The organism is Pseudomonas mangiferae (assembly GCF_007109405.1).
Classification (GTDB): Bacteria; Pseudomonadota; Gammaproteobacteria; order Pseudomonadales; family Pseudomonadaceae; genus Pseudomonas_T; species Pseudomonas_T mangiferae.
This window is the reverse complement of record NZ_VJOY01000013.1, coordinates 37,770-50,894: the sequence shown is the minus strand read 5'-3', so window position 1 is coordinate 50,894 and position 13,125 is coordinate 37,770. Positions and strand designations below refer to the sequence as shown.

Annotated in this window: 12 protein-coding genes and 1 pseudogene; 9 read left to right on the top strand and 4 right to left on the bottom strand. The window is 68.2% G+C overall.

What is annotated here, in order from left to right:
- Nucleotides 1-13 precede the first annotated feature (13 nt).
- On the bottom strand, nt 14-721 hold the full coding sequence (locus FM069_RS16860) for a YggS family pyridoxal phosphate-dependent enzyme (RefSeq protein WP_143489540.1): 708 nt from the start codon (nt 719-721) through the stop codon (nt 14-16).
- Nucleotides 722-869: 148 nt separating this feature from the next.
- Between FM069_RS16860 and pilT the strand changes: the two genes are divergently transcribed.
- Both pilT and FM069_RS16850 read left to right on the top strand, forming a co-directional pair.
- The gene (pilT, locus tag FM069_RS16855) at nt 870-1,904 is read left to right on the top strand and encodes a type IV pilus twitching motility protein PilT (protein ID WP_143489539.1); all 1,035 of its coding nucleotides are present in this window, start codon (nt 870-872) and stop codon (nt 1,902-1,904) included.
- Nucleotides 1,905-2,015: 111 nt separating this feature from the next.
- Entirely contained in the window at nt 2,016-3,161 is a 1,146-nt protein-coding gene (locus FM069_RS16850) for a PilT/PilU family type 4a pilus ATPase (protein WP_143489538.1), read from the top strand.
- A 325-nt stretch (nt 3,162-3,486) separates the two neighbouring features.
- Here the strand turns inward: FM069_RS16850 and FM069_RS16845 are convergent, their stop codons facing one another.
- Together FM069_RS16845 and FM069_RS16840 are read right to left on the bottom strand one after the other, a co-directional pair.
- Entirely contained in the window at nt 3,487-4,962 is a 1,476-nt protein-coding gene (locus FM069_RS16845) for a UdgX family uracil-DNA binding protein (protein WP_143489537.1), read from the bottom strand.
- Nucleotides 4,962-6,173, bottom strand: coding sequence for a putative DNA modification/repair radical SAM protein (locus tag FM069_RS16840; RefSeq protein WP_143489536.1), 1,212 nt, complete (start codon nt 6,171-6,173; stop codon nt 4,962-4,964). The genes FM069_RS16845 and FM069_RS16840 overlap by 1 nt, the downstream gene beginning before the upstream one ends.
- A gap of 148 nt (nt 6,174-6,321) precedes the next feature.
- Between FM069_RS16840 and FM069_RS16835 the strand changes: the two genes are divergently transcribed.
- From FM069_RS16835 to FM069_RS16805, 7 genes are all read left to right on the top strand, one after another.
- Nucleotides 6,322-6,738: an NINE protein gene (locus FM069_RS16835; RefSeq protein WP_143489535.1), complete on the top strand. Its 417-nt coding sequence runs from the start codon at nt 6,322-6,324 to the stop codon at nt 6,736-6,738.
- A gap of 616 nt (nt 6,739-7,354) precedes the next feature.
- On the top strand, nt 7,355-8,695 hold the full coding sequence (locus tag FM069_RS16830) for an OprD family porin (RefSeq protein ID WP_143489534.1): 1,341 nt from the start codon (nt 7,355-7,357) through the stop codon (nt 8,693-8,695).
- A 269-nt stretch (nt 8,696-8,964) separates the two neighbouring features.
- Nucleotides 8,965-9,603 (top strand): peroxiredoxin, encoded by a 639-nt coding sequence (locus FM069_RS16825; RefSeq protein ID WP_143489533.1) that lies wholly within the window; start codon nt 8,965-8,967, stop codon nt 9,601-9,603.
- A 129-nt stretch (nt 9,604-9,732) separates the two neighbouring features.
- Nucleotides 9,733-10,707: a sulfonate ABC transporter substrate-binding protein gene (locus tag FM069_RS16820; protein WP_143489532.1), complete on the top strand. Its 975-nt coding sequence runs from the start codon at nt 9,733-9,735 to the stop codon at nt 10,705-10,707.
- A gap of 10 nt (nt 10,708-10,717) precedes the next feature.
- Nucleotides 10,718-11,527, top strand: coding sequence for an aliphatic sulfonate ABC transporter permease SsuC (gene ssuC, locus FM069_RS16815; RefSeq protein ID WP_178106792.1), 810 nt, complete (start codon nt 10,718-10,720; stop codon nt 11,525-11,527).
- Complete coding sequence (gene ssuB, locus FM069_RS16810; RefSeq protein WP_143489531.1) at nt 11,524-12,333, top strand: aliphatic sulfonates ABC transporter ATP-binding protein; 810 nt, start codon at nt 11,524-11,526, stop codon at nt 12,331-12,333. The genes ssuC and ssuB overlap by 4 nt, the downstream gene beginning before the upstream one ends.
- 72 nt (nt 12,334-12,405) lie before the next feature.
- The gene (locus tag FM069_RS16805; RefSeq protein ID WP_143489530.1) at nt 12,406-12,621 is read left to right on the top strand and encodes a TOBE domain-containing protein; all 216 of its coding nucleotides are present in this window, start codon (nt 12,406-12,408) and stop codon (nt 12,619-12,621) included.
- Between the two features lie 66 nt (nt 12,622-12,687).
- On the opposite strand, the pseudogene FM069_RS22380 reads toward FM069_RS16805, so the two are convergent.
- Nucleotides 12,688-13,101 (bottom strand): annotated as a pseudogene (locus FM069_RS22380) (methyl-accepting chemotaxis protein); the annotation flags it as partial.
- Between the last annotated feature and the right edge of the window lie 24 nt (nt 13,102-13,125).

The window sequence follows — 13,125 nt, the reverse complement described above, 5'->3', positions numbered from 1 at the left end:
AAGCTTCCTTTATCTAACTGTGCGGAGTCGTGTCGGGGAGGGTGCCATAGTCGCGGGCGCCGAACAGCGCGGTGCCGATGCGCACCCAGGTGGCGCCCTCGGCGATGGCGGCCTCCAGGTCGTGGCTCATGCCCATGGACAGGGTGTCCAGGTCCATGCCCAGGTCGTCCCGCAGTTGGCGCAGGCGGGCAAAGGCGGCGCGTTGCTCGGCAGGGTCGTCGGTGGGTTCGGGAATCGCCATCAGGCCGCGCAGGCGCACGCGGGGCAGGCGCGCCACGGCGGCGGCCAGGGCTGGCAGTTCCTCGGGGGCGCAGCCGGACTTGCTGGCCTCGCCGCTGACGTTCACCTGCAGGCACACCTGGAGCGGCGGCAGGTGGTCGGGGCGTTGGGCGGAGAGGCGTTCGGCGATCTTCAGGCGGTCCACGGCATGCACCCAGTCGAAGCGCTCGGCGAGGGCGCGGGTCTTGTTGGACTGGATCGGACCGATGAAATGCCAGTGCAGCGGCAGGTCCTGCAACAGGTCCTGCTTGGCCAGGGCTTCCTGCAGATAATTCTCACCGAAATCGGCGATGCCGGCGGCGAACGCTTCGCGGATCGCCGGCGCCGGTTTGGTCTTGCTGACCGCCAGCAGGCCGATCTCCGCACTTTCTCGTCCGAAGGCTTGCGCCGCCTCACGGATACGCGCGCGAACCTTTGCAATATTCTCTGCTATCGTGGACATTACCTGCGCTCTATAGCCCGGCCGTCTTGGGTCCGCGGCATTCTAACAGGCCGTTCAAAAGCGTTGCGAGCGAGGCCGGCCATGCGCGTCGGCCGCCCCTGCCGACCCTCGACGGCCGACCATCGCTTGCTGGAATTGGGGAGCCCCCATGGATATTACCGAGCTGCTGGCGTTCAGCGCCAAGCAGGGCGCTTCGGACCTGCACCTTTCCGCCGGTCTGCCTCCGATGATCCGGGTGGATGGCGACGTGCGCCGGATCAACCTCCCGGCCATGGACCACAAGCAGGTCCACGCGCTGATCTACGACATCATGAACGACAAGCAGCGCAAGGACTACGAGGAGTTCCTCGAGACCGACTTCTCCTTCGAGGTGCCGGGCGTGGCGCGCTTCCGGGTCAACGCGTTCAACCAGAACCGCGGCGCCGGCGCGGTGTTCCGGACCATTCCGTCCAAGGTCCTGAGCATGGAAGACCTGGGCATGGGCGACATCTTCAAGAAGATCTCCGACGTGCCCCGCGGCCTTGTGCTGGTCACCGGCCCCACCGGTTCCGGCAAGTCCACCACCCTGGCGGCGATGCTGGACTACCTGAACGCCACCAAGTACCACCACATCCTCACAGTGGAAGACCCCATCGAGTTCGTCCACGAGTCGAAGAAGTGCCTGATCAACCAGCGCGAGGTGCACCGCGACACCCTCGGCTTCAACGAGGCGCTGCGCTCGGCGCTGCGGGAAGACCCGGACATCATCCTGGTGGGTGAGATGCGCGACCTGGAGACCATCCGCCTGGCGCTGACCGCCGCGGAGACCGGCCACCTGGTGTTCGGCACCCTGCACACCACCTCGGCGGCCAAGACCATCGACCGGGTGGTGGACGTGTTCCCGGCGGAGGAGAAATCCATGGTCCGCTCGATGCTCTCCGAGTCCCTGCAGTCGGTGATCTCCCAGACCCTGATCAAGAAGATCGGCGGCGGCCGGGTGGCGGCCCACGAGATCATGATCGGCACCCCGGCGATCCGAAACCTGATCCGCGAGGACAAGGTGGCGCAGATGTACTCGGCGATCCAGACCGGCGGCGGCCTCGGCATGCAGACCCTCGACGCCTGCCTGAAGAACCTGGTGGCCAAGGGGCTGATCAGCCGCGAGAACGCCCGGGAAAAGTCCAAGAACCCGGAAAACTTCTAAGCAATCGAGGACGACGCCCGCGAGGGACGTCCGTCCGGGCCGGTGGCGTCTGCACGCCCGCGCCGGCATCCCGCCCGTGGCGGCCGAGGTCGGCGTGGTTAGGTGAACCAAATGGAATTCGAAAAACTGCTGCGCCTGATGGTGGAAAAAGGCGGCTCCGACCTCTTCATCACCGCGGGGGTCCCGCCCTCGATGAAGGTCAACGGCAAGATCATGCCGGTGACCAAGACGGCCATGTCGCCGGAGCAGACCCGCGAGACCGTGCTGGGGGTGATGAACGAGCAACAGCGCCGTGACTTCGCCGAGAACCACGAGTGCAACTTCGCCATCAGCGCCCGGGGCATCGGCCGCTTCCGGGTCAGCGCCTTCTACCAGCGCAACCTGGTGGGCATGGTGCTGCGCCGGATCGAGACCAACATCCCGACCCTCGACGACCTCAAGCTGCCGGAAATCCTCAAGAAGCTGGCGCTGACCAAGCGTGGCCTGGTGATCTTCGTCGGCGCCACCGGCACCGGCAAGTCCACCTCCCTGGCGGCGATGATCGGCTACCGCAACCGCAATACCAGCGGCCACATCATCTCCATCGAGGACCCGATCGAGTACATCCACCAGCACCAGAGCTGCATCGTCACCCAGCGCGAGGTGGGCATCGACACCGAATCCTTCGAGGTGGCGCTGAAGAACACCCTGCGCCAGGCGCCGGACGTGATCATGATCGGCGAGGTGCGGACCCGGGAAACCATGGACTACGCCGTGGCCTTCGCCGAGACCGGCCACCTGTGCCTGGCGACCCTCCACGCCAACAACGCCAACCAGGCCCTGGACCGGATCATCCACTTCTTCCCGGCCGACCGGCAGCAGCAGGTGTGGATGGACCTGTCCCTGAACCTGCGCGCCATCGTCGCCCAGCAGCTGGTGCCGACGCCGGATGGCAAAGGCCGCCGCGCGGTGATCGAGGTGCTGCTGAACACCCCGCTGGCCGCCGACCTGATCCGCAAGGGCGAGGTGCACGAGCTCAAGCCGCTGATGAAGCGCTCCACCGAGCAGGGCATGCAGACCTTCGACCAGGCGCTGTACAACCTCTACGTGCAGGGCGAGATCACCTACGAGGACGCCCTGGCCCACGCCGACTCCGCCAACGACCTGCGCCTGCTGATCAAGCTGGGCTCGGAGACCGATGGCGACCACCTGAGCAACGTCGCCCAGGGGCTGAGCCTGGAAATCAGCGAAGACGATCCCGGCCGGCGTTTCCGCTGACCGACCCGGGGTGGCGCGCCGGCGCCGCCCTGCTTTCTTTCCTTCTTCCTTCCTGGCCTCACCGGTCAGCCTCTGCCTTCCGCCAAGCCTGCCAGCTCGCGCAGAATCATGCGCGTGTCCCCGATGGGCATGCCGGTGGGTGGCTCCTCCTCCGGTCGAGGCTGAAGGCAACACGTCTGACTACAGGCAGCCGACAGGCTCACCGGCCTCTCCAGCGTAGCCGGCGAGCACCTTTGCAGCGGGAACGTTTGACCTGTGGGCGCGCGGAGAAGGGTATTCGAATCAGGGGTGCCAGCGGGGTCGTGCCGACGCCGCATTCCTCGTCTCACCCGTCGAGCGCGGCGGCTGAGTCTTCGGTTTCCTGCTGGAGCCGGGCGGCCTCCGCCAGGGCCTGGACCAGGGTGTCATACAACGCCGCACCGCCATCCTGGGCGCGGAGGATGGCGGCCGGGTGCGGGCCCACCAGGATCCAGCGACCCAGGTGCCGGAACGGGCGCCCGGTGAAGTCGGCCAGGCGCAGGCGCTGCGGGTCGTGCACCTCCAGCAGGGACGCCAGGGCCGTGCGACCCAGGGCGACGATCACCCGTGGGTTCACCTCCCGCACTTCCTTGTCCAGCCAGCCGTGGCAGGCGCGGATCTCCGCCGGCTTGGGCGTGGCGTGCTTGCGGGTCGCCGAGCGCCCCGTGGGGCCGCCCCGGGGCTCCCACTTGAAGTGCTTCACGGCATTGGTCAGGTACAGTGCGTCGCGGCTCAGGCCGGCGGCGGCGAGGGCGCGGGCCAGCACCTCGCCGGCGGGGCCGATGAAGGGCCGGCCCGCCAGGTCCTCATGGTCGCCGGGCTGCTCGCCCACCAGCATGATGCTCGCCTGTGCCGGACCCTGGCCGGGCACCGCCTGGGTCGCGTCGCGCCAGATGTCGCAGTTGCGGCAGGTGTCCAGGGAGGAGGGCAGCTGCCGCTGGGGCTGGGCCCGCTCCCGGGCGATCAGCACCTGGCGGCCCGGTTGCTCGCCCACTGCGGCGGTCTGGGCCAGCCGTTGCTGGCCGGCCCGGGCGCGGCTCATCAGGTCGGGGATCAACGGCCCTTCCGGCAGGTGCTTCCAGAAGCGCGCCGGCATGTGGTTGAGCATGACCTTGGGGTTGAGCCGCGCCGGGTTAAAGGTGCTGGTGTAGTACGCCTGCCAGAGCGCCTCGCCGTCGTCCCGCAGGCCTTCGGCGAAGGCGCGGATGTCCGCCGGGCAGGGGCGCTGGTAGTGCAGGCGCTGGCCGTCGAAGCGGGCCACGCCTTCCGGTGTCGCCACCAGCCAAGTGTGCCGCCCCATGCGCTTGGCGAAGTGCTCGGCGCCCAGGTCCAGGACGTCGTGGGCCGTGTCGTGCCAGGCGACGAACTGGGGCGCGCCCAGGGCCGCATCCCGCTCGCGAAAGCGCAGGAAGGCATGCAGGTGATGGGCCTCGCGGCGCACCGCCTTGATCCGCCGGTGCAGTTCGCCGCCGTCCGGGTCGCCCGCCAGCATCGCCGTGCGGTCGCCGCCGCAGACACGCCAGAGAATCCGGTAGAGCAGCGCCCAGCGGTCCTCGGCGCGGAACCGCGCCGCCTGCTCCAGCAGGGCCGGCAGGTCCCGGGGCACCCGCACCGGGGTATTGGCCGCGGCCTCGTCGGCCGCCATGGGAGCATCCGCGAACAGGTCCTCGCCGTCGCCGTCCACCTGCCAGGTGAGGGAGGCGGGCGCCGCGCCGCTGGCCAGCAGACGCCGACTGACGCGGCGCCAGTCGGCGAACTGCCCGGAAAAACGGACCGGCTGCATCACCACAGGGCCATTTGCGCCGGCGTTTCCCGCAGCGCCCGGCGCAGCGCGGTGGAGTCCGCCCCGGCGGCGGCCGGCCGGTAGTCGTGGGCGACGATGAAGGGCTTGAGCTTGTCCATGGAGCAGCGCAGGCGGATCAGGTCGGCATAGCGGATGCGCCGCTGCCGGCGCAGTTCCACCAGGCGCTTGGCGGTGAGCACGCCGATGCCCGGGACCCGGGCGATCAGCCGTGGCTCGGCGCGGTTGAGGTCCACCGGGAACTGCGCTCGGTTGGCCAGAGCCCAGGCCAGCTTGGGGTCGATGTCCAGGGACAGGTTGCCGGGTTCCCCCAGCAGTTCGTTGGCGCTGAAGCCGTAGCCGCGCAGGAGGAAGTCGGCCTGGTACAGGCGGTGCTCCCGCAGCAGCGGCGGCGCCTCGAACGGCACGCTGGCGGGGCTCTGGGGGATCGGGCTGAAGGCCGAGTAGTAGACCCGCTTCAGCCGGTAGGCGCCGTACAGGGTCTGCGCCGTGTGCAGGATGGTGCGATCATCGGTAGCGTCGGCGCCGACGATCATCTGGGTGCTCTGCCCGGCGGGGGCGAAGCTCGGGGCGCGCCGCTCGGCCTGGGCTTCTTCCTCGCCGAGGCGGATGGCGCCCATGGCCTGCTTGATGGTGCCGACGTTCTTCTCCGGTGCCAGGCGCACCAGGCTGCTTTCGCTGGGCAGCTCGATGTTCACCGAGAGCCGGTCGGCATAGCGCCCGGCCGCGGCGATCAGTTCCGGGGCGGCGTCGGGAATGGTCTTGAGATGGATGTAGCCGCGGAACTCGTGCTCTTCCCGCAGCAGCCGGGCCACCTCCACCAGCTGCTCCATGGTGTAGTCCGCCGAGCGGATGATGCCGGAGCTGAGGAACAGGCCGCTGATGCAGTTGCGCCGGTAGAAGTCCAGGGTCAGGCGGACCACCTCCTCCGGCGTGAAGCGCGCCCGCGGCACATCGCTGGAGCGGCGATTGACGCAGTACTGGCAGTCATAGAGGCAGAAGTTGGTCAGCAGGATCTTCAGCAGCGCCACGCAGCGCCCGTCCGGCGTGAAGCTGTGGCAGATGCCCATGCCGTCGGTGGCGCCCAGCCCCGCCTTGCCCTTGGAACTGCGCTTGGGCGCGCCGCTGCTGGCGCAGGACACATCGTACTTGGCGGCGTCGGCGAGAACGGTGAGCTTGTCGATCAACTGCATGGTCGGCTTCGCTGGCTGTATTTCCATACAGTATCGAGGTGGGATGGCGGGGGCCGCAAGGTGGAGCCGGGGCCGTTCGGCGGTTTCTTCCGGCACCCTGACGGCCGGGACGGGTCGAAACGGTTCCATTCCCCCAGGAGCCTTCCTCATGCAGCCGATCCCGGTGCAGGCGAATCAGGACACCCACAGCAAGGTCATCGGCTACCTGCTGTGGATCTTCGGTTTTCTCGGTGCTCACCGCTTCTATTACGGCAGGCCGGTCACCGGCACCATCTGGTTCTGCACCTTCGGCCTGCTGTTCATCGGCTGGATCATCGACCTGGTGCTGATCCCGTCTATGGATCGCGAGGCGGACCTGCGCTTCCACGCCGGCCCGCTGGACTACAACGTGGCGTGGATACTCCTCACGTTCCTCGGCGCCTTCGGGGTGCACCGCATGTACCAAGGCAAGTGGATCACCGGCTTGCTGTACCTGATGACCTTCGGCCTGCTGGGCGTTGGGGTGCTCTACGATTTCTGGACCCTCAATACCCAGTTGTCGGTGCGCAACGCCCGGCCTGTCTGAGGTTTTTTCAATGAGCCGCTTATATGTCTGGGGAATGAGCAAGGGATAAAAAATTCTTTTTAATTATTAGGAGCGCCCACTACAGTCGCGCCCATCGCCGCAGGCTACGCTTGCGGAACGGATTCGACTTTCATCGGAGCATCGGTGGTGGGCTACCCAGGGAACAAGGACCGGGCCGTATCCGTGGCCCTCGGCGGAAATCCGCTCATGGACGAAAGGTTTATGGCGGATCGGCGCCAGGTTCACTACCCTTCGCGGCATTCCGGGACGTCGCGCCCGGGTGCCGGCGCGGCCTTCCGGGCGAAGATCGGGCTTGGCACGCTCCCTGCCTTTGCCGGCTCGACCGGGGCGCATTCGTCGTCCCGGCGCCATAACAAGATCGCCTGGGGTATCACCGATGACTTCTCTGCACGTCCTGCCCTGCATTCGGTTCGTTCGTCCCGTCCTGTATCCGAACGGGACGCCCGGGCGTCTCTGATCCACTTCCGTCGCCTTCGTCCGTGGCGTTGCGCTTCCTGCGCAACCGGCCAGGCGCGGTTTACCGCGCAGTTCCCGCGTGGCTGCCCGTTTTCCACGCGGTGAAACGCTTATCCACCTCTTGAACGAGATGCACACAATGAAAAGATCCCTTCTGGCCATGGCGGTCGCCACCGGAGCAGGCTTCCTCGCACAGTCGGCGTTCGCCGCCGGCTTCATCGAGGACAGCAAGGCGGGCGTGACCCTGCGCAACTTCTACATCAACCAGGACAACCGCAGCGGTGCGGCCGACCCCTCCAAGCAGGAGGAGTGGGGCCAGGGGTTCATCTTCAACTACACTTCCGGGTTCACCCAGGGCACCGTCGGCTTCGGCGTCGACGCCATCGGCCTGCTGGGCCTGCGCCTGGATTCCGGCAAGGGCACCCACTACAACCCCACCAGCGCCAACCGCGGCGGCCTGGTGTTCCCCACCGACAGCAACGGCGAGGCGGTGGACGACTTCGCCAGCCTGGGCCTGACCGGCAAGGTCAAGTTCTCCAAGACCGAGGCACGCCTGGGCACCCTGCAGCCGAAGCTGCCGGTGGTGACCTACAACGATGGCCGCCTGCTGCCCCAGACCTTCGAGGGGGCGCAGATCACCTCCAACGAGATCGACAACCTGACCCTCACCGGCGGCAAGCTGGAGCACGCCAAGGGGCGTAACTCCACCGACGACGAGGCCCTGGCCATTTCCGGCGCCGGCGGTGCCAGCGGCCGTCGCAGCAACGAGTTCTACTTCGCCGGTGGCGATTACAAGATCAGCAAGGACCTGCTGGCGCAGTACTACTACGGCAGCCTGGACGACTTCTACAAACAGCACTTCCTCGGCCTGACCCACAACCTGGCCCTGCCGGTGGGCGCCCTGAAGACCGACCTGCGCTATTTCCTCAGCGATTCCGACGGCAAGAACGGCAACGCCGCCGGCCGCGCCGAGGGCTACCGCAGCGCCGGCTACTGGAACACCGGCGACGCCGACCGCGGCGAGGTGGACAACCGCACCTGGAGCGCCATGGTCACCTACACCCTGGGCGGCCACGCCCTGAGCGGCGGCTACCAGCGGGTCGATGGCAACAGCGACTTCCCGTTCCTCAACCAGGGCGACGGCTCCACCGCCTACCTGATCACCGATCGGCAGATCGGCAAGTTCCAGCGCGCCGGCGAGCGCACCTGGCTGGCCCAGTACGCCTACGACTTCGCGTCGGTGGGCGTGCCCGGCCTGACCACCGCCCTGGTGTACCTGCACGGCGACGATATCGACAGCGCCAGCGGCGATGCCTCCGAGTGGGAGCGTGACTTCGCGGTGACCTATGTGGTACCGGAAGGCTCCTTCAAGGGCCTCGGCCTGTCCTGGCGCAACGCCTCGCTGCGCAGCGAGCTGGCCAGCCAGCGCGACCAGGACGAGAACCGCCTGATCGTCAGCTACACCCTGCCGCTGCTCTGACACCGGCCTGGCCCCCGGAGCGGCCTGCCGCCCCGGGGATGACGGGCGCCCCTCGCCCTGGCGGGGAGGCGCCCGTTTTTCGTTCTGGCGTACCGCTGCCGGCTGCGTTCGGCTGACGTGCTGCCTCTTGTCGGGCACGCGTGAGCGAGGTAGTAAGGCAAAACGGGTTTACGATCAAAAAGTTATAAATAAATTTTTATTTATTCTTTTTAATTCGAATCGCGACCCCGCATAGTGCTCTCACATTCGAACCTTCCAGGAGCACTTCCATGAGCATCCGCCTCGGCGACATCGCCCCCGACTTCGAACAGGATTCCAGCGAAGGCCGCATCCGCTTCCACGAGTGGCTGGGCAACAGCTGGGGCGTGCTGTTCTCCCACCCGGCCGACTTCACGCCGGTGTGCACCACCGAGCTGGGTCTCACCGCCAAGCTGAAGGATGAATTCGCCGCCCGTGGCGTCAAGGCCATCGCCCTGTCGGTGGACCCGGTGGATTCCCACCTGAAGTGGATCGACGACATCAACGAGACCCAGCATACGGTGGTGAATTTCCCCATCATCGCGGACGCCGACCGCGCGGTCTCCGACCTCTACGACCTGATCCACCCCAACGCCAACGACACCCTGACCGTGCGCTCGCTGTTCATCATCGACCCGAACAAGAAGGTCCGGCTGATCATCACCTACCCGGCCAGCACCGGCCGGAACTTCAACGAGATCCTGCGGGTGATCGATTCCCTGCAGCTGACCGACAGCCACAAGGTGGCCACTCCGGCCAACTGGCAGGACGGCGACGACGTGGTGATCGTGCCGTCGCTGCAGGACGAGGCGGAAATCCGCCAGCGCTTCCCCCGCGGCTACAAGGCGGTCCGGCCCTACCTGCGGCTGACCCCGCAACCCAACCGCTGAACCCCGCTTCCCGATCGAGGCCGCGCGTGTCGCGGCCCGCTCGACTGCCGGTCCGCCGGCCCCGCCTCACTGGCCCGTCAACGGGCGAGCAGGTGGCTTCCAATCCCCCCTCAGCAAAGGAGCGCCTTCATGCGCCGGAATACTTTGCGCCGGAGTCTGGTCGCCCTGTTCGTCGCGACCTGGGCGTATGGCGCCGTCGGACAGGCACAGGCCGAGACCCTGCGGATCGGTTATCAGAAATACGGCACCCTGGTCCTGCTCAAGGCCAAGGGCACCCTGGAGAAACGCCTCGCGCCCCAGGGCATCGAGGTGAAGTGGACCGAATTCCCCGGCGGCCCCCAGCTGCTGGAAGGGCTGAACGTGGGCTCCATCGATTTCGGCGTCACCGGCGAGACGCCGCCGGTGTTCGCCCAGGCCGCCGGCGCCGACCTGCTCTACGTCGCCCATGAACCGCCGGCCCCGGCCGGCGAGGCGATCCTGGTGCAGAAGGATTCGCCGCTGCAGCGGGTGGCGGACCTCAAGGGCAAGAAGGTCGCCCTGAACAAGGGCTCCAACGTGCATTACCTGCTGGTGCGCGCCCTGGAGGAGGCCGGCCTGCACTACAGCGATATCCAGCCGGTGTACCTGGCCCCGGCCGACGCCCGTGCCGCCTTCGAGCGCGGCGGTGTCGACGCCTGGGTGATCTGGGACCCGTTCCAGGCCGCCGCGGAGGCGCAGTTGCAGGCACGCACCCTGCGCGACGGCAGCGGGCTGGTGGACAACAACCAGTTCTACCTGGCCGCCCGTGGCTACGCCGAGCGGCACCCGCAGGTGCTGGGTGCCCTGGTGGAGGAAATCCGCACCGCCGGCGAGGAAGCCAAGGCCGACCCGGACGCGGTGACCGCCCAGGTGGCGCCGCTGCTGGGCCTGCCGCCGGCGATCACCCTGGTCTCGGTGAAGCGCCAGGGCTTCGGCGCCCGCTTCGTCGAGCCGCCGGTGGTGGAAGCCCAGCAACGCATCGCCGACACCTTCGCCGAGCTCAAGCTGATTCCCAAGCGCCTGAGCATCCGCGACGTGGTCTGGACGCCGCCGGCCGACGTCGCCCGGGCGGCGGCCACGCCGTGAGGAGGGTGCGATGAGCGTTTCCGTATCCCCCGACCGGCCCCTGGCGCGCTGGGCCCATCACCTGGCGCCCTTGGCGCTGCCGGTGACCCTGCTGCTGGCCTGGCAGCTGGCGGTGCAGAGCGGCTGGTTGTCCAGCCGCATCCTGCCGGCGCCCAGCGCGGTGTTCGAGGCCGGTGTGGCCCTGGTGCGCAGCGGCGAGATCTGGTCGCACCTGGCCATCAGCGGCTGGCGCGCCGCGGTCGGCTTCGTCATCGGCGGCGGCCTCGGTCTGCTGCTGGGCTTCATCACCGGCCTGTCCCGCTGGGGCGAGAGCCTGCTGGATAGCTCGGTGCAGATGATCCGCAACGTGCCGCACCTGGCGCTGATCCCCCTGGTGATCCTCTGGTTCGGCATCGACGAGAGCGCGAAGATCTTCCTGGTGGCCCTGGGCACGCTGTTCCCGCTGTACCTCAACACCTACCACGGCATCCGCAACGTCGACCCGGCCCTGGTGGAGATGGCCCGCAGTTACGGCCTGTCCGGCTTCGCCCTGTTCCGCCAGGTGATCCTGCCGGGGGCGCTGCCGTCGATCCTGGTGGGGGTGCGCTTCGGCCTGGGCTTCATGTGGCTGACGCTGATCGTCGCCGAGACCATTTCCGCCAGCGCCGGTATCGGCTACCTGGCGATGAATGCCCGGGAATTCCTGCAGACCGACGTGGTGGTCCTGGCGATCCTGCTGTACGCGGTGCTGGGCAAGCTGGCGGACCTCGCCGCCCGCGGCCTGGAACGCGTCTGGCTGCGCTGGCACCCGGCCTACCGGGCCAAGGCAGGTGGCGCATGACCGCCCTCGAACACCCGTCGCGGCTCGGCCGCGGCCTGCCCCTGGAAGCCCGGGGCTTGTCGAAATCCTTCGGCGAGCGACCGGTGCTGCGGGGTATCGACCTGCAGGTGCCGGCCGGCCAGTACGTCGCCGTGGTGGGCCGCAGCGGCTGCGGCAAGAGCACCTTGCTGCGCCTGCTGGCGGGCCTCGATGCCCCCAGCGGCGGGCGCCTGCTGGCGGGCGACGCCGACCTGGCCGCCGCCCGCGGCGACACCCGGCTGATGTTCCAGGATGCGCGACTGCTGCCGTGGAAGCGGGTGATCGACAACGTCGGTCTCGGCCTGAGCGGCGACTGGCGGCCCCGCGCCGAAGACGCGCTGCGGGCCGTTGGCCTGGCGGACCGCGCCCACGAGTGGCCGGCAGCGCTGTCCGGCGGGCAGAAGCAGCGGGTCGCCCTGGCCCGCGCGCTGATCCACGAGCCGCGCCTGCTGCTGCTGGACGAGCCCCTGGGCGCCCTCGATGCGCTGACCCGCATCGAGATGCAGCAGTTGATCGAGACCCTCTGGCAGCAGCAGCGCTTCACCGTGCTGCTGGTGACCCACGATGTGCACGAGGCGGTGGCGGTGGCCGACCGGGTGATCCTGATCGAGGAGGGCGAGATCGGTCTCGACCTCGCCATCGACCTGCCGCGCCCGCGCCGGCATGGCTCCGCGGCCCTCGCGGCGCTGGAGGCCGAGGTACTCGACCGGGTCCTGGCACTGCCGTCCGGCCCGCCCCAGCCCGACCCCGTTTCGCCGCTGCCGACGCAGCTGCGCTGGGCGCTCTAGCGGCGCCTACCCCTAAACGATTCGCCCCGGGCGGCTCGCAGGAGCGACCGCCCCTTACCCCAGGAGAGTGTCATGACCATCAAAGCCATCAACGTCCGCAACCAGTTCAAGGGCACCATCAAGGAAATCGTCGAGGGCGACGTGCTCTCGGAAATCGACGTGCAGACCGCCGCCGGTATCGTCACCTCGGTGATCACTACCCGCTCGGTGAAGGAGCTGGAACTGGTGGTGGGCTCGGAGGTGATCGCTTTCGTGAAGTCCACCGAGGTGTCCATCGCCAAGCTCTGAGGTCGACGAGGCGCCGGCTCGTCCGGCGCCGCTGCGCGGGTCGCTGATGCGCCGGTCGTCGGCGGGTCAGTCGTCCTGTTCCAGGGTCGAAGCGAACTGGCTGATGGCGTCCACCACGTGGCGGGCGCCGTCCTGGATCTCGACGATCACCGCGCCGGCCTGGTTGGCCAGGTCGACGCCCTGTTCCGCCTGGGTGCGGCTGGCGGCCATGCGGGTCACCGCGGTCTCCGCAAGGGCGTGGTTCTTGCGCACCACGTCGACGATTTCCACCGTGGCCTGGCTGGTACGCCCGGCCAGCTGGCGCACTTCGTCCGCCACCACGGCGAAGCCGCGGCCCTGTTCGCCGGCGCGGGCCGCCTCGATGGCGGCGTTGAGGGCCAGCAGATTGGTCTGCTCGGCGATCCCGCTGATGGTGCCCACCAGGCTGCTGATCATCTGCGACTGCTGGCTCAGGGCCTCGATGCCGCTGGACGCCTGCTGCACCTCGTCCGCCACCTTGCGCAT